Below are 18019 nucleotides of genomic sequence, written 5' to 3'. Positions count from 1 at the left end.
AGTGGCTGCGGGTCGCCAATCAGCGTGACCTTTGTACAGTGACGCGAGCTATGTGAAAACCCGCGCTGGTCTAAGCCCCGCCTCATCCGGGCGCGCCCGGTCACCGAACGCCCATCGCGCCAGATCGCGTTTCGTTCTGACGCCGAGTTTGGCAAACGCGCGCTGCACGTACGACTCCGCGGAAGTCTGACGCACGCCGAGAATGGCCGCCGTTTCCGGCACCGTGCGGCCCGCGAGGAGATGCCGGCAGATCTCGTATTCACGCTTCGACAGGCGGATGCCGTCACTTGCAATGCGCGCATCGAAGAGTACGAGCGGATCGGTCTCGGTGATGGTGTTGGCCGTGCGTTTGATCGCCGCTGTCGACGCGTGCAGTTGCAGCAGCGGAAACAGGAAGTCGCCGAGGTGCCTGAGGTGATTGAGTTCAGCGAGCGAGAACTGCGGCTGGTCTTCGCGGCGGACAATTGCCAGTGAATACTGCGCATGCCGGCCGCCCTTCGTTAGCACGCACTCGTGGGCGATCTGACGGCTCTCGAAGATCAACTCGCGAAACTCGCCGGCCGGCAGCTTGCTCATGTCCCGCACGACGAGATGGGTGCCGGTCGTGCCCCGAATACCGGCGAAAAGCGGGTCGCTTGCCTGAAAACGCTCATAGTAGAGCGCCATCGTGTCGTCGACGACGTCCTGCCCCTCGTCGACGGCGCCACTGCCGATCCACTCACAGCGGTAACCGAGCGGCGAGCCCGAGTCGGGACGCGAACGCTCGACGTGCACGCAGTCGAGTGGAATCAACTCGTGCAGGAAGAGCGCGAGTCCTTGTGCGAACTGCGGCAGTCCAACGGACTCGATGACTTCGCCTAGCGCCCGGGTCGACACGTTGACGTGCCGACCTTGCGGATTGAAAGGATCGACGTTGAGCAGCATAGTGATTCCGGTTCGCCTAGTCCATTTGCCTGTCGTGCGTTGAACCTTACCAGAAAGCCTGGGCCGTCAAAATCCATGAAAGCCACCGGTTGCCGCATGAGCGAGCGACTCAGCGTCCCTGATGCCGGGCGGCCGGCGCAATCGCGTGCCGCATTTCCTGGTAGCTGCGCAGCCCGGCAAGCCCGAGTTCGCGCCCGATCCCGCTCAAGCCGAAGCCGCCCCAACTGGCCTGAGCGAAGATGAGTTGCGGCCTGTTGTGCCAGACGAGTCCTGTGCGCAATTGCTGACGATAACGCCGTGCCATCTCCTCGCACTGCGTCACGACTGTGGCGACGAGACCATAGCGTGTGTCGTTCGCGAGCGCGATGGCGTCGTCGTCGCTGCGGAACGACTTCACGCAGGCGACGGGTCCGAACACTTCGTCGGTCCACAGCGCATTGTCGACGGGTGGCTCGGCCACGACGACCGGCGCCATGAAGAAACCGTCATCCGCTTGTGCCGCAATCTGACCATGGAATGCGACGCGCGCGCCGGTTTCCAGGCCGCGTTCGACCAGTGCCTGCACACGCATGCGGTGCGCGCGGGAGATCAACGGACCCATCGTGGCATCGCTTGTCTGCGGCGGTGCGACGACGAGCGCGCGCACCGCCGTCTCGAAAGCGGCCATGAACTTCCGGTACAGACGGTCATGGACGAGAATGCGCGCGGTTGCCGAGCACATCTGACCGGCGTTCGCGAACGCGCCGCCCACGGCTAGCGAGACCGCGAGGTCGACGTCCGCATCTTCCCGCACGATCAGTGCCGACTTGCCACCCAGTTCGAGCGTCAGGCGTTTCATGTCGTCGGCGGCGGCGCGCATGACGTGGCGGCCCGCGGCCGTACTCCCTGTAAAGGAAATCTTGTCGACGAGCGGATGCGTGGTCAATCGGGCGCCGACCTCGGCACCACCGTTCACGACATTGACCACGCCTGCGGGCACGCCGGCTTGTGCGAGCAACTCGACGAGCGCGTGCTCGGCGGGCGAGGTCAGTTCGGAAGGCTTTAGCACGACCGTACAGCCGGCCGCGAGTGCGGGCGCGATCTTCCAGGCGCTGGTGACCATCGGGAAATTCCAGGGCACGATCAACGCGGCGACGCCCACCGGGTCGTAGAAGCGTTCGGCAGCGACGGTGGCATCCGCCACGACGACGGCCTCGGCACTGAACGTTGCCGCCTCGTTGCAGAGGCCGGCGTAGTAGGTGAAGGTCGCGGCGACGTCGCTGACGTCGGTTTCAGCCTCGACGCGCGGCTTGCCGCTCACGCGCATCTGCAGCTCGACGAGGTGCGCCCGCTGCGCTTCGACGCATTCGGCGACTTTACGCAGAATGGCGCCGCGCAGGGCGGGCGCCGTGGCGCGCCACGCCTCGAACGAGGCGCGCGCCGCGCGCACGGCCTCATCGATCTGAGCCGCGGAGGCGGTTTCCTGCCACGCGATCGTCGCGCCGGTTGCGGCGTTGCAAATCGCGCTGCGGCTGGCGGCGTCGCAGGCATGCAGGTCGCGCCCGGCGATCCGGGCAGCCGGCAGGACCGGCAAGTCCGCTGTCGTGGGCGAGAGAAGCGGCGAGTCGAACGTCATCGTGGCGATGCCGCCAAAGCGGGGCATGGCGTTGCCGCCAGGCGGCTGGTTGAATTCGCGCGTCATGAGGCGTGGGTCCCTTGTTCGATCGGATGAGAACGGAAAGTGAAAGGAAAGCTGGACCCGCGCATCGTAGTGAAGAACCTCGGCCGATAGATTCCGAACTCGCGACGCAGACATTGGTGTGCGTCTATGCAAAGGCAGGCCGCAAGGTCGCGGATGATGCCTTGCCCCCTCCGAGGGGGGGCATACCGGAGGGGGGTGAACCGATAACTTTGTCGGCAGTTCTTATCCAAGGCACATGAGATTCAAATGACAAAACTGGTTCGAGACATTGTTGCGCTGGGCGCGGGCATCGGCGAATACACGAAGCTGGACTACGGCATGGACGAAGGTGATTGGCGCTCGGCGCAGGGTCAGAGCCGCAATTACATCGTCGGCTGGTGGGAGGGCAAGGTGGGCACGGTGGAGTTTCCGGAAACGAGCGCCGACGAAGCCGTGTGGCTCGTCGAGGGGCGCGTGGCGTTGATCGACGTGGAGGGCAATCGCAAGGAGTTTCGTGCGGGCGAGGGCTACCTGCTGCCGGCCGGTTTTGCGGGCCGCTGGGAAACGATCGAGGACGCGAAGAAGTTCTACGTCCTGCTCGAGCAATCCTGAGCGCGTTGCGAACCGTTGCGCGCGCATGCATACGATGCGCGCCGACGCCTTCTATCCTCTGAACCGATTCCCCTTCATGAGTCAAGAAAACGAAAACAGGGAGACGCCCGCCGACGTCGTCTTCACGAATGCACGCGTGTATACCGTCGATCCACACCGGCCCTGGGCGAGCGCGATTGCCACGCGTGAAGGCCGGATCGTGTTTGTCGGCGACATGGGCGCGGCGCAACGTTTCGTCGGCGCGAAAACGCGCACGATCGACGCGGGCGGCCGGCTGATTTTGCCGGGCTTCGTGGAATCGCACTGGCACTTCTCGACCACGGCGTTCGCCTCACAAGCCTTTCTCAACTTCGAAGACCCTGAGCAGGTGCTCGACGGGCTGCGCGACTATGTCGAGACGCACCCTCACGAGAAAAGCATTATCGGCATGGGCTGGGTGCAGGCTGCAATGCCGCCCGCGGTGCTGCGCCGCGAGACGCTCGACGCCATTTGCGCGGACCGCCCCGTGTGTCTGCTTTCCACCGACTTCCATACGATGTGGGTGAACTCGAAGGCACTGGAAGTCGGCGGCATCGACGCCGCCACACCGCCCGTGGAAGAAGGCGCGAGCTGGTTCGAGAAGGACCCTGTCACGGGCGAGCCGACCGGCGTGGTGGTAGACGGTGCGGCCTATTCGCTGCTGATGCGCCGGCTGTCCGACGCCGGCTACCTGCCGCCGTGGGGCGAGCTCTACTACGACTCGTTCGTGAAGTGGCAGAAAAAGCTCGTGTCCGCGGGCATCACGACGGTGTTCGACGCGGGTTTTATCGACCCGAGCGGCGACCAGAGCTGGTTGTATGAAACGCTGCAGCGCATGGAACGCAACGGCGCGCTCAATCTGCGCGTGGTAGGCAGCTATGCCGCGATCGAGGCGACGCGCGATCCGGTCGAAACGATCCTCGCCTACCGTGAGCGCTATCAGTCGCCGCTCGTCAAGGCGCGCACGCTCAAGCTGTTCCTCGACGGCACGGAAGTGAATCACACGGCCTATCTGCTGGAACCCTATGCCGACCGCCCGCACTATTGCGGCGAACCGAACACGCCGATCGAGGACTTCAACCGCTACGTTCTGGAAGCCGATCGGCATGGCGTCGACGTCATGGTGCATTGTGTGGGCGACGCCGCGGTGCGCGGCGCGCTCGACGCCATCGAACGCGCCAACACGCTTAATCCGCCACGCGATCGCCGGCACGTGATCACCCATGCGTTCCTCACCCATCCGGCCGACATTCCGCGCTTCCGGCGTCTTGGCGTGCTTGCGAATACCCAACTGCAATGGGGCGTGGTCGACACCTATACGAAGGCGATTCGCGCGCTATATGGCGAGGAGCGCTGGAGCAGCATGTACAAGTTCCGCACCTTTATCGAAGAGGGCGTGACGGTGTCGATCGGAATGGATGGACTCGCCTGTCAGTGCCGCTGTCAGCACCGGCCGGTCGAGCATATCGAGTCCGGCAATACGCGTCAGCTTGCGGGCGAACCCGACGCACCCGTGTTCCCGGACATCAACGAACGGCTCAGCATTCCGCAACTGATCGCGGCCTACACGATCCACGGCGCGTACCAGCTTGGCATGGAGCACGAGATCGGCTCGCTGACAGTGGGCAAGCGCGCGGACCTCATCGTGCTCGAACGGGATCTCTTCGAAGTGGGCAAGTACGAAATCGGCAAGGTCGAGATCGGCCTCACGATGATGAACGGCGAGCTGACGCATGCTCAGGGCGATTTCCTGCCGGAGTTCAAGCATGACTGATGCCGCGACGCTGACCCGCGTGCAAAAACCGGCTCAGCATCACCGGACGCCGCTGAGTTCGCAAGCGGCGCTTGCCGCTGCGAAACTCTTTCCCTACTGGCTGGACAACCCGGCTGCGCCCGGCGCGCAAGCGGAACTCGTGGGTGCGACGGAGGCCGACCTGCTGATCGTGGGGGGCGGCTTCACCGGGCTGTGGGCCGCGGTCCAGGCGAAGGAACTCATGCCCGAGCTCGACGTCGTGCTGATCGAGGCCAACCTCGTCGCGCACGGCGCCTCGGGGCGCGCGGGCGGCATCATTTCGACATCGGTGATGCACGGACTGCCCAACGCGGTACGTGTCTTTCCGAACGACATCGACCAGCTCGAGCAATTCGGCCAGATCAATCTCGACGGTTTCGAGGCCACGCTCGAGCGTTACGGTATCGACGCGGACATCGAGTGGAACGGTGAGATGACCGTTGCGGTGGATGCCGGTCACCTCGATCATCTGCGCGGCGACTATGAGTTGCATCGCAAGCATGGTCACGATGTCGTGCTGCTCGACCGCGACGCGACGCGTGCGCAACTGAACTCGCCGCTTTTCGAAGGTGCGTTGTGGTCGCGTAACCGCAGCGGCATCGTGCATCCCGCGAAGCTCGCGTGGGGGCTCAAGCGCGCGGCGCTCGAACTGGGCGTCAGGCTTTACGAGCACACCCCCCTCGTTACCGTCACGGACGAAGGCAAGGCGGTCCGCGTCGATACGCCAAAGGGCAGCGTGCGTGCGCCTCGCGTGGTGTTCGGCAGCGGCACGGCGAAGGTGGGCGTACCCGACATCAATCGCCGCGTGATGCAGGTGCGCGACCACGTGCTCGCCACCGAGCCGCTCACCACCGAGCAACTCGAACGCATCGGCTGGCGCAATCGTCAAGGCATCTACGACACGCGCACGCAGCTCAATTACTTCCGCCTGACTTGCGAGAACAACATCATCTTCGGCGGTCTCGTGAGTTATCACTTCGACGGCAACCCCGATCCGGGCGCCGACCGGCAGCACGACACCTACACGCGTCTCGCACAGGCGTTCTTCCGGACGTTTCCGCAACTCGCCGACGTGCGCTTTTCGCACGCGTGGGGCGGTCCGATCGACTACTGTTCGCGCGGCTCGGTGTTCGCCAGGCGTTACCTCGGCGGCAAAGCCGTGTTCGTGGCGGGCTATACCGGCTTCGGCGTCGCGGCGAGCCGCTTCGGCGCATTCATGGGTCTGAACATCCTGTTCGACCGCGACAGTCCCGAACGACAGCTCGACATCGCGAAGCTGAGTCCGACCTACATTCCGCCCGAGCCGTTCCGCTGGTTGGGCGCCAAGGTGACCTTCCATGCATTCGACGGCGCGGATGCCGAAGGCGGCTGGAAAAGAGCCTGGATTAACGGACTGAAGGCGATGGGCTTTCCGATGTGAGGCGCGCGGCGATGCGCCGCGCGATGTAGAGGAGACAACCCGGGTCTCGATACCCGGGTATAAGCCAGGATGGCGCAATGAAAAAAGAAAATGGCTCGCGACGCGCGCAAAGCGTGTTCGTCGCGGCAATGTTGGCGCTCGGCGTGTTCTCGCCGACGGTGTTCATGGGCCTGCCCGCGATAGTGGGGCAGGTGGGGCAGCAATGGGGCTTCGGCGAGGCGACGCTCGGCGTGGCCGTGTTCATCGAGGTCCTCGGCATGTCGTGCGGCACGCTGCTGGTCGCATTCGCGCTCGGCCGCCGACCGGTGCGGCTCGTGTTGCTCGGCGCGGCAGTCCTTGCCGCCGCGACGAATCTGTCCACGCTCTCGGCGCACGGCATCGTTGCGTTCGCGGCGTGGCGCTGCGTGGCCGGTGTGGGCGCGGGCGCGCTCAACGGCGTCGCGATGCGCTACCTCTCGTACACGCGCACGCCCGAGCGGCATCTTGGCATGCTGCTGATGGGACAGGTGCTGTGGGGCATGGCGTTGCTGAGCGTGGTGATTCCTGCGCTTGGCGCGACATGGGGGGCGTCGGGCGTGTTCATGTTCGTGGCGCTGCTTGGCGCACTGTGCGCCTGTGCGGCCTGGCTGTTCGAGCGCGGCGAAACGCTCTCGGCGCCGCCGCAGGCAGGACGCGAGCGCGTCGACCGGAGCGGGGCATTGCTGTCGCTGATCGCACTGCTTGCGCTGTATGGCGGTGTAGGTGTCGTGTGGACCTTCCTTGAAAAAATCGGCGCTGATGCGGGCCTGGGCGATGGCTCCGTCGCCGCGGTGCTGGCCGTTGCCAATCTCGTGAGCCTCGGCGCCTGTGTCCTGATGCCGAAGCTGGGTGCGGGCCACCGGCTGCGGCGCTGGACGCTCGTCAATCTCGCGGGTTGCGTGATCGCGGCCGCGTCGCTCGCATTGCCGCCGTCGCCCATCTCGTTCGCACTCGGCTCGATCATGTTCATCGTCTGCTGGACCGGCGGCGCGCTGCTGATCTTCGCGACGATCCCGCAATACGATCTGGTCGGCCGTTTCGCGGCTTTGTCGCCGGGTTTTCTGGCGTTCGGCTTCGGCGTAGGTTCCATTACGGGCGGCGAGCTATTGGAGGCCTCGGGCACCCGCGCCGCGTTGCAGGCGGCGATCGCGCTTTGCGCGCTGGCGCTGGTGTTCTACGCGCGGCTGCGGCCCGTCCGCGGCCACTCCGCCTTTGTGCCGCGCTGCGACTGACGAATCGCGTGCGTGCGCTTGCCGATGACGCCGCGCACGCGTTTCCCAACATCGGCGCGACGGGTTCAAAGAAGTCCGTCGTCAGATTACCGGGGAGCAAGCGAGCATGTTTTCCAATACCACTGACCTCGATCTGCGGCTGATCCGCATCTTCCTCGCGGTCGTCGACGCACGCGGCATCACGGCGGCTGAGTCTTCGCTGGGCGTGCGTCAATCGACCATCAGCAGTCATCTGGCTGCGCTCGAGGCGCGTGTCGGTTTTACGCTGTGCGAGCGCGGGCGAGGCGGTTTCCGCCTCACCTCGAAGGGTGAGCGCTTCGCCGCGACCGCGCGCACGCTGATCGCGGCGACCTCGGACTTCGTGGCCCATGTGCGCGACATCGATCGCAAGCTGGTCGGCACGCTATCGATCGGTTTGATCGGCCAGGCGCCTCTGGTGGAGAGTGCGCGCATCGCCGAGGCCATCGGCAGCTTTCGCAAACGCGACCAGGCCGTGCGCTTCACCATGAAGGTGGCCTCGCCCCAGGAGCTCGAAGAGGGCGTGGTGAACAACCAGTTCGACCTCGCCATAGGTTACTTCTGGCATCGCGTGCCCGGACTCGTCTACCTGCCGCTCTTCAGCGAACGGCAGACGATTTACTGTGGCCGCGGTCATCCATTTTTTCACTCGCCGCGCGTGCCGGCCGCCGACGCGCTGAAGGACTGCGAGTGGGTCTGGCGCACGTATCCCGTGCCTGAAGAACATATCCCGCTCAGTGGCCGTCACATCACGGCTAATACGGACAGTATCGAGGCTGCGACGATCCTGATTCTTTCCGGCGGTCATCTCGGGTATTTGCCGGCGCACTATGCTGAAGCGTTCGAGCAACGCGGTCTGGTGAGAGCGGTTGGCCGCGACGTGTTCAGCTTCGACGTGCCCTTCCATCTGCTGATGAAACTCCGTGCCGGCGACAGGCCGATTGTCAGAGCGTTCTCGCAGGATCTTGCCAGCGCGTTCAATATCCAGCCGGACACGTCCGCCGGCAGCCTCGATCGTCTGTACACGCAACCTGGCGCGGCGGCTCGGGGACATTCATACACATCGACACGCCCGAATGTGAACGACGTCAATCAGTAATTCAAATCAAATTTGGCGGGTTTAAAAATCCACCTGTAGTACTTCGGTTTTCCCCACTTACGGCATGAATCCGGCGAGCCACCCTGCGCGGCACGTCAGGGCCCGCTCATGCCCGCGATCTGAACGGATGAAGACGTTATGAAAGAAATCCCCCCGGCCAACGCCGTCCCCGCGCCGCGCACGCACAACACGCGTTTCGTGCGCATCGAGCGAGTCGTGAAGAAATTCGGCGACAGCGTCGCTGTGAATGACGTCAGCCTCGACGTTGCCAAGAACGAACTCTTCGCGCTGCTTGGCAGTTCGGGCTGCGGCAAGTCAACGCTACTGCGCATGCTTGCAGGGTTCGAGAGCACGACGTCGGGACGCATTTACGTCGACGGCGAAGACCTCGCGACGCTGCCGCCTTATCGCCGGCCCGTGAACATGATGTTCCAGTCGTATGCGCTGTTCCCGCACATGAGCGTCGAAGCCAACGTCGCCTTCGGCCTCAAGCAGGAGGGCACGCCAAAGAACGAAATCAAGGAGCGCGTTGCCGACGCCCTGAATCTTGTGCAGATGAGCCGTTACGCGCAACGCAAGCCGCATCAGCTTTCCGGCGGACAGCAGCAGCGCGTGGCGCTGGCCCGCTCGCTGGTGAAGCGTCCCAAGCTCCTGTTGCTCGACGAACCGATGTCCGCGCTCGACAAGAAGATCCGCCAGAAAACCCAGCTCGAACTCGTCAGCATCATTGAGAAGGTGGACGTCACCTGCGTGATGGTCACGCACGACCAGGAAGAAGCGATGACCATGGCCAACCGCCTCGCAGTGATGAGCGAGGGCCGCATCGTGCAGACCGGATCGCCCAGCGAGGTCTACGAGTTTCCCAATAGCCGCTTTTCCGCGGAATTCATTGGCTCGACCAATCTCTTCGAAGGCCGGGTCGTCGAGGATGAACCCGACTACATCTTCGTGGAGAGCGACGACCTCGACGCTCGCCTGCATGTGAGCCACGGCATCACCGGGCCGCTCGGCATGCCGGTGGGCATTTCCGTGCGTCCCGAGCGCGTGCGTGTCAGCCGTGAGAAACCCGGCACGCCTCACAACTGGGCGCGCGGGGTGGTATCCGACGTCGCCTACATGGGCAGCTACTCGCTGTATCACGTGCGCCTGCCGGGCGGCAAGGTCGTCGTGTCGAACCTGTCGAGTTCGCAACTCATGAGCGAGGGCGCACCGGCCTGGAACGACGACGTCTACGTCTCCTGGTCGTCCGCCAGCGGCGTTGTCGTGACGCAATAAGGAGGATGACCAGATGAATCACTCCCTGCCTTCAACTCAAGCCTCTTCATCGGGAGCCAGACTCGTGCGGTGTCTCTCGCGCTTTGTGCCTTCGGGACGCGCCACGGTCATCGGCGTTCCGTTCCTCTGGCTCGCGGTGTTTTTCGCGTTGCCGTTCGTGCTCGTGCTCAAAATCAGCTTCGCCGAGCAGGCGATGGGCATTCCGCCTTACACGAACCTGGTCGAAGTGAAAGACGGCATGGTGCACTTCGCCCTGCAACTCTCGCACTACGCGTTCCTGCTGCAGGACGATCTGTATATCGCTACCTACATCAGCTCGCTCAAGATGGCGGCGGTCTCCACCCTCCTGTGCCTCCTGTTCGGCTTTCCGATCGCCTACTACATCGCGCGCGCGAATCCGGCCACGCGCAATCTGCTGATGATGGGCGTCATGCTGCCGTTCTGGACTTCGTTCCTGATCCGCGTCTACGCATGGATCGGCATTCTGAAGGACGACGGTCTGCTCAACCACGCGCTGATCGCAGTTGGGTTGATCCACACGCCGCTGCGTCTCTATCACAGCGATGCGGGGGTCTACATCGGCATGGTCTATTCGTACCTGCCGTTCATGGTGATGCCGCTTTACGCGCACCTCGTGAAGATGGACCTCACGTTGCTCGAAGCCGCGTACGACCTCGGCGCGAAGCCATGGGTGGCGTTCTCGCAGATCACCTTGCCGCTCGCGAAGAACGGGATCATCGCGGGAAGCCTGCTGGTGTTCATTCCGGCCGTAGGCGAATACGTGATTCCCGAACTGCTTGGCGGCGCCGACACGCTGATGATCGGCCGCGTGATGTGGGACGAGTTTTTCAACAACATGGACTGGCCGATGGCGTCCGCCGTGACCGTCGCGATGGTGTTGCTGCTGCTCGTGCCGATGGCTGTCTTCCAGTACTACCAGGTCAAGGAACTGGAGGCCGGCAAATGATCAAGCCCAATCGCAAACTTTCCGCGGGCGTGCTCACGCTCGGCCTTCTCTTTCTCTACATCCCGATTATCAGTCTCGTCGTGTACTCGTTCAACGAGTCGAAACTCGTCACGGTCTGGTCCGGGTTTTCGCTGAAGTGGTACGGCGCCGTCGCAAACGACCGCGAACTGCTCACTGCGGCGTGGCTCTCGCTGAAGATCGCGCTCATGACTGCGTTCGCAGCGGTGGCGATCGGTACGTGGGCCGGTTATGTGCTGGCGAGAATGGGCCGATTTCGCGGCTTCACGTTCTTCACCGGCATGATCAACGCGCCACTCGTGATTCCCGAAGTGATTCAGGGCATTGCGCTGCTGCTGCTGTTCGTCGCGATGGAGCAGTTCCTGGGCTGGCCGCGCGGCCGGGGTCTCGTGACGATCTGGGCCGGTCACGTGATGCTGTGTGTCTCGTACGTGGCGATCATCGTGCAGTCGCGGGTGAAGGAACTCAATAAATCGCTCGAGGAGGCTGCGCTCGATCTCGGCGCCACGCCGCTGAAAGTGTTCTTCGTCATCACGCTGCCGCTGATCGCGCAGGCGCTGGTTTCAGGCTGGCTGCTGTCGTTCACGGTTTCCATCGACGATCTGATTCTCTCCGCGTTTCTCTCCGGACCCGGTTCGAGCACGTTGCCGCTCGTCGTCTATTCGCGCGTGCGGCTGGGCCTGAATCCGGAAATGAACGCGCTGGCCACGATCTTCATCTGCATCGTGACCGTCGGCGTGCTCGGCGTGAACGGGTGGATGCGTGCTCGCGAACGCAGGCACGCACTCGACATGCAGCGGGCGCTTGCCCAAACCGATCCGGTTCAGGGTCCGTCGCCTGCCATCCCCGCAAGAGCAAACGTGTCCGTTGACACGGTGCGCGCCTGACCGGACACGTTCGGACAGCACAACGTCAATAAAAAACTTCGTAGCACGACAACACTGGAGATCATCGAATGAAGAAGAGACTTGTCTGCCTCATGGTGGCATCTACGCTCCCGGGACTTGCGGCAGCGGATACCACACAGGATCAGATCAAGGCCTTGCAGGCCGAGTTGCATGCCTTGCAGACGGAAGTCAAACAATTGCGCGCGCAGACGCCGGGCAAAAATGCGCCCATCGCGCCCGCCGCGTCGCTCCCCGCGCAAACCGCCGCGCCGGCAGTGGACGCGAGCTCGGCCGATTACGGCAAGGCGCAGGCCGCGCTGACAAACGACGACGTCACCGACATGAAGCAGCAGATCGCCGGCCAGCAACTGAAGCTGGATACGCTCTACGACGCGTCGACTACCGGGCCCATAGCGGGGCTGTCCATTACGGGCTATCTGGATCCGACCTATATCTACAACCGCGGTCTGGGCAGTTCCTCGTTCCTGTTTGCGAACCACGAGAACGTCTACCAGTACTTCAACAGTTCTTTCGGCGATCTCTATCTCGACATCAAGAAGACCTTCGGCGTGGGCCCGATGGCGCCGTCGGCAGAATTTTCGCTCATGCCCAATCGCGGCAACGGCATCACGCAGTTGATGAACGAGCACGGCAGCCAGTCGTCGGACATTATCAACACGGCGTTCATGACGGTGCCGGTTTCGGCCACGACCACCGTGACGGCCGGTCTCATGTCGAGTTTTGGCGGCTATGAGGTGCAGCGCTCGGATCAGATGCTGACGCTTACGCACAATCTGCTCTACGACTTCTCGGATCCGGGCAGTTACGTCGGCGTCGGCCTGAACTATATGGGCGAGGGCAGTAACTGGATGTGGAAGTTCATGCTGGGCAACGAGCAGTTCCGCACCTCGGGCGCACAGTTGCAGACAGGTACCAATGCGCTCGGCGATCCGGTGACGACGAGCAATCGCGTGCCGAGTTTCACGGCGCGGGTCGACTATCTCTGGTCAGGAGCGCTCGACATCGGCGGCTCGGTGAACATTGGCCGGCAATCGCTGATGCAGGGGCTCGATGCGAATGGCAATCCGCAGCCGGGTGTGTACGGCGTGGGCGGCCAGGCCACCAGTCCATTTGGCGCGTATCTGTTCGGCGAGACCGATCTGACCTACACGACGTCGGACAGCCAGTACAACGCCGAATTCGACTATGGTCAGCAGCAGCGTGCCGCTTACAACGGCGGTCAGGCGCAATGGTACGGTCTGTCGTTACTGGCGAACCGCAAGTTCCGCCTGCCGGTTCTTGGCCGCGTCGGCGTGACGGGTCGTTACGATGTACTGGTGAATTCCAAGAACGGCGGTGGCGCGAGCAGCATCGTGCTGAACGGCAATGGCATGGATCCGTATAACGGTATGGGGATTGGATCGAGTTGCCTCGCGACGTCGAAGGCGAATGGCGGTTATGGCTTCGACTGCAAGGGAGCGATCCGTCAGGATGTGGCGCTCGATCTGCTGTTCTATCCGACGCAGCAGATCACGGTGAAGGTCGAGTACCGCCACGACTGGTCGACCCAGGATAACTTCCTGCGCAGCGATGGCTCGTACGGCAAATCCAACGATCTGCTCGGCGCCCAGATGATTTACGCATTCTGATGTTGCAACGCGCCGGGGCGAATGCCCCGGCCGTTTGCGCATCAACGGCACAGCGCGCCGGTAAAACCGCGGTAAACGCGAACGGCGGCCCAGCAACGGGCCGCCGTTCTACACAACGCCGGCGGCATGGCCGCCGGATTCATTCACGTCACTCGGTCTTGAGCTTCGCCCAGAGCCGGTTCTGCAAGCGCATCAGGTCCGCCGGCATGGGCTTGCTGATAAAGAGCTTGCGATACACCTCTGGCGGCGGAAACACGGCGGGATCGGACAGCACGTCAGGTTGCACCAACGCTTTCGCGCCGGGCACGGCAGACGGGTACGACGTTGTGTTGGTCAGGCTTGCAGCTTCCTTCTCGGAGATCACGAAGTTGATGAACTTCATTGCGTTCTCGGGATGCGGCGCGTCTTTCGGCACGGCCATCATATCGAACCAGATGGCCGTACCCACGTCCGGAATCACATACTTGATGTGATAGCTGCGCTTCGCGGAAAGGGCCGCAAGACGCGCGGCGTTGACGTCGCCCGACCAGCCCAGCGCCAGACAGATGTCGCCGCCCGCGAGGTCGTTGATATAGCTCGTGCTGTTGAATTGCGTAATGTACGGACGGATGCTCTTGAGCAGCTGATAGGCCGCTTCATAATCCGCGGGATTGTTGGTGTTGGGGTCCTTCTTCAGATAGAACAGCGCCATGCCGAAGGCGTCGAGCGGCGAGTCCAGCATGGAAATGCCGCAACTCTTGAGCTTCTCTGCGTACTTCGGATTGAAGAGCAGCGACCAGTCGTTGAGCGGCGCGTCATTGCCGAGTACCGCCTTCACTTTTTCGACGTTCACGCCGAGGCCGTCGGTGCCCCACGACCACGGCACGCCGTACTGATTGCCCGGGTCGTCCTGCGCGACGATCTTCATGATCTCGGGGTCGAGATGGGCGTAGTTCGGAATCTTCGAATGATCGATCTTCTGGAAGATGCCCGCGCGCAACTGACGCGCCCAGTACATGTCGGACGGCACCACTACGTCGTAGCCCGAACTACCCGAGAGCAGCTTGGCCTGCAGGGTGTCGTTGGAATCGAACTCCTGATAGACGACTTTGATGCCGGTGGCCTTTTCGAAATTGGCCAGCGTGTCCTTGCCGATCGAGTTACCCCAGTTGTAGACGTTGACGACCTGCTCATCGGCCTGGGCCGCCGGCAGCGTGTACCAGGCAACGCCGCTCAATGCGAGCGCCGCGCACACCGCTTTCATTCGACTGACGAATCTCCTTGCCACTTGACCTTCCTCCTTGGTTTGATTGTGCCGTCCATCGTGGGCGGCACTATTTGGATGAGAAAAATGTATCCGGAGGAAAAGTGCCGGTCTGCCCCCCCGGGGGCAGGGCAAACACGATTGTCCGCGCGCCGCGCGAGCGTCACGCGAGATGCTGCACGATGCGCCTGAAAGCGGCAAGGACGATGGCATCCGTGGAGTCGTCCACGGGCAGCGGCTGCGAAGAGAGCTTGACGATAGCGACGTCCGCGGTGGGGTCGATATAGATCGACTGACCGTGAATGCCGAGCGCCATGTAGGCGCCGCTCGGCTCGCCCGTGATGTACCACTTGCTGCGGTAGCGCCCTTGCGGCAGGAAGTCGGCCCACGTCGAACGCTCCCAGGCCGGGCGGCTGCCGTTGGCAAGGATGTCGTCGAGCCACCACCCCGGCACGATCTGGCGGCCGTTCGCGACGCCCCGGCAACGCACCATCTCCGCGACGCGCGCCAGATCGCGGAGCGTCGCGCAGAAACCGGCGGCGGCGCGCGGCGCGCCGAGCCGGTCGAGCGCGATACAGGCTTCATGATGCGCGCCGAGCGGCGCCCAGAGGTGCTGCGAGAGCAGGGCATCGAGCGGTTGCGCGGTGGCGCGTTCGAGCACCCAGCCGAGCACGTCGGTGGTCGGCGAGTTGTAGTGGAAGACTTCACCGTGCGCGTGTTCGCCGCGCTGCAGTTCGGTGAGGAAGCGCCGCAAGTCGACCGGATCGTCCGCGACCGGAGGATTCCAGCCCATCGCGCGCCGGTAGCGAAGGAAATTGCCGTGCGTGTCGAGGTAATCCTCGGCGAACGCAATGCTGACCGTCATGTCGAGCAGATGGCGCACGCTGGCGCCGTCGAATGCGCTGCCGTGCAATTCGGGCAGGTAGTGCGTGACGTGTGCCTCCACATCGAGCATACCGCGCTCGACCAGTACGCCGCAGAGCAGACCGAGAATCGATTTCGTCACCGAGAAGATCAGATGAGGCGCGTCAGGTGTGAGCCCATGGTCGTAGCGCTCGGTCACGATCGTGCCGCGTTGCATTACGAGGAAGCCGTCGGTACTGGTCGCCTGCAACATGCGTTCGATGGACCAGGACTCCCGCGCGGGGGTCTCGAACGTCAGGCCGCCGAGTTCCGTTGCGTGAACCGGCCATGTGCCGGTTGCGTGGGGATCCCCGGGAATAGCAGCGGTGGGCAGGATGCGCCGCACGTTACGGAATGCCCACTGACTGTATGGCGTAGTGCGCCAGTTCTCGAGGGTGACCTGCTGTTCGGCGGGCACGGGCGCACCGCACATGATGATGCGTGACATCGGCAAACTCCCTGTGATCGAAGGTGCGGCCGACTATAGACAGGCCCCCCACTCGGGTCTGCCCCCCCGCACAGGGGGCAAGCCCTCTTTCGCGCACACCTTGGACGCATGCGTCGATACGATGCTCGCTAGCCGTCCTGGCTGACCCATAATCGAAGGAGGAGACAGATGCAGCACGCCGATGCCGTGTACCTCAACGGAACGCTCTACACGGGCGATGCCAGCCGCCGTTTTGCACGCGCGCTTGCCGTACGCGACGGCAAGATTCTCGCGGTAGGTCTCGATGACGAGATCCGCGCGCTCGCCGGACCCGCCACGCGGCAAGTCGATCTGCACGGCGCGATGATGCTACCGGGTTTCATCGATGGTCACGTGCATCCGCTGGAGGGCCACCAGATACTCGGTGATTTTGACCTCTCCGGCGTGAACGATCCGCGGGCCATCCTCGCGCGAATCCGCGCCTGCGCCGAGGCCACGCCGCATGAGCCGTGGGTCTATCTTGGCGGCGCGAATCTCGCCGCGTTCGGCGCTTACCCCACGCGCCAACTGCTCGATGAAATCGTGTCCGACCGGCCGCTGCTTGTGGTGGGCTTCGACGTGCACAGCGGCTGCCTCAACTCGAAAGCGCTGGACCTGCTTGGCATCACGTCCGCGACGATCGATCCCGCTGGCGGCGTTCACGAACGGGACGCCGACGGCGTGCCGACAGGCGTGGTCCACGAGGCCGCGTTCTATCGCATTTGCGGGCGCATTCCGCAATTGAGTCCCGCAGGCTACCCGAAGGCGCTTGGCAAGGCGCATCGCATGGCGCATGGCTTCGGCATCACGGGCTGGTTCGACGCGCGCGTCGAAGAGGCGGGACTCAAGGCTTATGCCGAAGCGCAGCGCGCGGGCACGCTCAAGGCCTATATGAGTGCGGGTCTGATGGCCAATCCGCGTGGCGACGCACGTGAGCAGATCGAACGCTTCGCCGCATGGCGCGAGACCTATGAATGCGACACGTTGCGCTTGCATACGGTGAAGATCTTTATCGACGGTGTGCCCGAATCGAAAACCGCCGCGCTGCTCGAACCGTACGCCGGGACCGATGAATACGGTCTCACGCTCTGGAGTCAGGAGGCGCTCAACGAGATCGCGCAACTCGCGGACGCGGCCGGCTTTGACCTGCATTTCCATACGCTGGCCGACCGCGCCGTGCGTATGGCCCTGGACGCGCTGGAATATGTGCAGCGCCGCAATGGCGTGCGGGACCGGCGCGCGCAACTGGCGCATCTGCAAGTGGTCGATCCGGCCGATATGGGGCGCTTCCATCAGCTTGGCGCGATCGCGAGCGTGCAGGCGCTATGGGGCGCCGCGCGACCCGACCAGCAGCAGCTTTACGCCGACCTGTTCGGGCCGGAGCGCGCCGCGCGCAATTACCCATTCCGCAGTCTGCGCAACGCCGGCGCCATGCTCGCGGCCGGCTCGGACTGGTCGGTGACCACCATGAATCCGCTACCGATCATTCAGACCGGCGTCACGCGTGTGCTCGTGGAGGAACCAGGAAGTGAACCGTGGAACCCGGACGAGTGTCTCGATCTCCTGACGATGCTCGAGGCCTACACGGTCAATGCGGCTTACGCGCTGCGTTTCGACGATTGCACGGGTTCGCTCGAAGCGGGCAAGGACGCGAGTTTTGCGATACTTGACCGCAATCCGCTGTTGCACCCGGTTAAGATGCTGGCGCAGGCGCGTGTCGTTCAAACGTGCTTCCGCGGCGAAGTGGTGTACTCGGAGGCAGGCACGGCGCACTGAGGGAACGTCGACGCTGTTGCGCGTCGACGGAAGAGCCACCGC

At 63.5% G+C, this 18019-nt stretch carries 14 protein-coding genes; 10 read left to right on the top strand and 4 right to left on the bottom strand.

The window, feature by feature from the left end:
• Positions 1–48: 48 nt before the first annotated feature.
• A complete protein-coding gene (locus PQQ96_RS21400; protein WP_408296164.1) occupies positions 49–924 on the bottom strand; it encodes a response regulator transcription factor in 876 nt (291 codons plus the stop codon).
• A gap of 109 nt (positions 925–1033) precedes the next feature.
• Positions 1034–2539, bottom strand: coding sequence for an aldehyde dehydrogenase family protein (locus tag PQQ96_RS21395; protein WP_408296308.1), 1506 nt, complete (start codon positions 2537–2539; stop codon positions 1034–1036).
• 312 nt (positions 2540–2851) lie between these two features.
• On the opposite strand from PQQ96_RS21395, the gene PQQ96_RS21390 reads away from it, so the two are divergent.
• The 9 genes from PQQ96_RS21390 to PQQ96_RS21350 all read left to right on the top strand — a co-directional run bounded on the left by PQQ96_RS21390 (position 2852) and on the right by PQQ96_RS21350 (position 13589).
• Positions 2852–3196 carry a cupin domain-containing protein gene (locus PQQ96_RS21390; protein WP_408296162.1) on the top strand — a complete coding sequence of 115 codons (345 nt, stop codon included), beginning with the start codon at positions 2852–2854 and terminating at the stop codon, positions 3194–3196.
• Positions 3197–3272: 76 nt separating this feature from the next.
• Positions 3273–4988 (top strand): amidohydrolase, encoded by a 1716-nt coding sequence (locus PQQ96_RS21385; protein ID WP_408296159.1) that lies wholly within the window; start codon positions 3273–3275, stop codon positions 4986–4988.
• Positions 4981–6426, top strand: a complete 1446-nt coding sequence (locus PQQ96_RS21380) for an NAD(P)/FAD-dependent oxidoreductase (RefSeq protein ID WP_408296156.1) — start codon at positions 4981–4983, stop codon at positions 6424–6426. The genes PQQ96_RS21385 and PQQ96_RS21380 overlap by 8 nt, the downstream gene beginning before the upstream one ends.
• Positions 6427–6503: 77 nt before the next feature.
• Positions 6504–7676, top strand: coding sequence for an MFS transporter (locus PQQ96_RS21375; protein WP_408296153.1), 1173 nt, complete (start codon positions 6504–6506; stop codon positions 7674–7676).
• Positions 7677–7782: 106 nt separating this feature from the next.
• Positions 7783–8793 carry a LysR family transcriptional regulator gene (locus tag PQQ96_RS21370; protein ID WP_408296151.1) on the top strand — a complete coding sequence of 337 codons (1011 nt, stop codon included), beginning with the start codon at positions 7783–7785 and terminating at the stop codon, positions 8791–8793.
• 138 nt (positions 8794–8931) lie between these two features.
• Complete coding sequence (locus tag PQQ96_RS21365) at positions 8932–10068, top strand: ABC transporter ATP-binding protein (RefSeq protein WP_408296148.1); 1137 nt, start codon at positions 8932–8934, stop codon at positions 10066–10068.
• A gap of 13 nt (positions 10069–10081) precedes the next feature.
• Positions 10082–11035: an ABC transporter permease subunit gene (locus PQQ96_RS21360; protein ID WP_408296145.1), complete on the top strand. Its 954-nt coding sequence runs from the start codon at positions 10082–10084 to the stop codon at positions 11033–11035.
• Entirely contained in the window at positions 11032–11940 is a 909-nt protein-coding gene (locus PQQ96_RS21355) for an ABC transporter permease subunit (RefSeq protein WP_408296142.1), read from the top strand. The genes PQQ96_RS21360 and PQQ96_RS21355 overlap by 4 nt, the downstream gene beginning before the upstream one ends.
• A gap of 68 nt (positions 11941–12008) precedes the next feature.
• Positions 12009–13589, top strand: a complete 1581-nt coding sequence (locus PQQ96_RS21350) for a DUF3138 family protein (RefSeq protein ID WP_408296139.1) — start codon at positions 12009–12011, stop codon at positions 13587–13589.
• A 148-nt stretch (positions 13590–13737) separates the two neighbouring features.
• On the opposite strand, the gene PQQ96_RS21345 is transcribed toward PQQ96_RS21350, so the two are convergent.
• Together PQQ96_RS21345 and PQQ96_RS21340 are read right to left on the bottom strand one after the other, a co-directional pair.
• Entirely contained in the window at positions 13738–14832 is a 1095-nt protein-coding gene (locus PQQ96_RS21345) for a polyamine ABC transporter substrate-binding protein (protein ID WP_408296305.1), read from the bottom strand.
• A 163-nt stretch (positions 14833–14995) separates the two neighbouring features.
• Positions 14996–16183, bottom strand: coding sequence for a serine hydrolase domain-containing protein (locus tag PQQ96_RS21340; protein ID WP_408296136.1), 1188 nt, complete (start codon positions 16181–16183; stop codon positions 14996–14998).
• A gap of 168 nt (positions 16184–16351) precedes the next feature.
• Here PQQ96_RS21340 and PQQ96_RS21335 point away from each other — a divergent pair, with 168 nt between their 5' ends.
• Positions 16352–17977, top strand: a complete 1626-nt coding sequence (locus PQQ96_RS21335; RefSeq protein ID WP_408296133.1) for an amidohydrolase — start codon at positions 16352–16354, stop codon at positions 17975–17977.
• The last annotated feature ends 42 nt before the right edge of the window (positions 17978–18019 follow it).

It is taken from the genome of Paraburkholderia sediminicola, assembly GCF_046027825.1.
Lineage (GTDB): Bacteria > Pseudomonadota > Gammaproteobacteria > Burkholderiales > Burkholderiaceae > Paraburkholderia > Paraburkholderia sediminicola_D.
Note: the sequence above shows the minus strand (reverse complement) of the source record. Positions and strands in the feature narration are given on the sequence as shown.

What these genes read in the sequence shown, in the direction of transcription:
- PQQ96_RS21400 (WP_408296164.1), bottom strand. Translation starts at nt 924, where the DNA reads ATGCTGCTCAACGTCGATCCTTTCAATCCGCAAGGTCGGCACGTCAAC.
- PQQ96_RS21395 (WP_408296308.1), bottom strand. Translation starts at nt 2,539, where the DNA reads ATGACGTTCGACTCGCCGCTTCTCTCGCCCACGACAGCGGACTTGCCG.
- PQQ96_RS21390 (WP_408296162.1), top strand. Translation starts at nt 2,852, where the DNA reads ATGACAAAACTGGTTCGAGACATTGTTGCGCTGGGCGCGGGCATCGGC.
- PQQ96_RS21385 (WP_408296159.1), top strand. Translation starts at nt 3,273, where the DNA reads ATGAGTCAAGAAAACGAAAACAGGGAGACGCCCGCCGACGTCGTCTTC.
- PQQ96_RS21380 (WP_408296156.1), top strand. Translation starts at nt 4,981, where the DNA reads ATGACTGATGCCGCGACGCTGACCCGCGTGCAAAAACCGGCTCAGCAT.
- PQQ96_RS21375 (WP_408296153.1), top strand. Translation starts at nt 6,504, where the DNA reads ATGAAAAAAGAAAATGGCTCGCGACGCGCGCAAAGCGTGTTCGTCGCG.
- PQQ96_RS21370 (WP_408296151.1), top strand. Translation starts at nt 7,783, where the DNA reads ATGTTTTCCAATACCACTGACCTCGATCTGCGGCTGATCCGCATCTTC.
- PQQ96_RS21365 (WP_408296148.1), top strand. Translation starts at nt 8,932, where the DNA reads ATGAAAGAAATCCCCCCGGCCAACGCCGTCCCCGCGCCGCGCACGCAC.
- PQQ96_RS21360 (WP_408296145.1), top strand. Translation starts at nt 10,082, where the DNA reads ATGAATCACTCCCTGCCTTCAACTCAAGCCTCTTCATCGGGAGCCAGA.
- PQQ96_RS21355 (WP_408296142.1), top strand. Translation starts at nt 11,032, where the DNA reads ATGATCAAGCCCAATCGCAAACTTTCCGCGGGCGTGCTCACGCTCGGC.
- PQQ96_RS21350 (WP_408296139.1), top strand. Translation starts at nt 12,009, where the DNA reads ATGAAGAAGAGACTTGTCTGCCTCATGGTGGCATCTACGCTCCCGGGA.
- PQQ96_RS21345 (WP_408296305.1), bottom strand. Translation starts at nt 14,832, where the DNA reads ATGAAAGCGGTGTGCGCGGCGCTCGCATTGAGCGGCGTTGCCTGGTAC.
- PQQ96_RS21340 (WP_408296136.1), bottom strand. Translation starts at nt 16,183, where the DNA reads ATGTCACGCATCATCATGTGCGGTGCGCCCGTGCCCGCCGAACAGCAG.
- PQQ96_RS21335 (WP_408296133.1), top strand. Translation starts at nt 16,352, where the DNA reads ATGCAGCACGCCGATGCCGTGTACCTCAACGGAACGCTCTACACGGGC.